The following is a 426-nucleotide window of genomic DNA, read 5'->3' on the forward strand; positions in this document are numbered from 1 at the left end:
GCGCTGGCCTGCGGGGCGGTCCTGGGCGGCTTCGGCGGATTCCGGCTGTGGCGGGGCGAGCGCACGACGATGATCCTGAGCCCCGAGGCCCTGGCGGTGCCCGGCCTCGACCGACCGATCCCCTGGGACAGCATCGCCGACCTCGACATGACGACCCGGCAGAACGGCGTCGTCACCCGCCTGCTGCTGCCGCCGGAGGCGCCGTTCCCGCAGGCGGTGCCGGGCGGCCGCAAGGTGAAGCTCGACGCGGGCCGGCGCATCGTCACCATCACGGCCGGCCTGCCCTACAGGATGTCGGTACAGGACTTCGCCGGCCTCATCGGCCGCTACCGGCAGGCGGCGCAGGCGCGCCGCGTCCTGGCCGAGACCGCGGCGGCCGTGAAATCCTCCCCGACCCCCACCTCCCAGACCCCCGTAATCCCGTGA

1 pseudogene is annotated in these 426 nt (G+C 74.4%); it reads left to right on the top strand.

From position 1 onward, the window contains the following. Positions 1–426, top strand: a pseudogene (locus FV218_RS22535) (peptidase M48); the annotation flags it as partial.

The organism is Methylobacterium sp. WL69 (assembly GCF_008039485.1).
Lineage (GTDB): Bacteria > Pseudomonadota > Alphaproteobacteria > Rhizobiales > Beijerinckiaceae > Methylobacterium.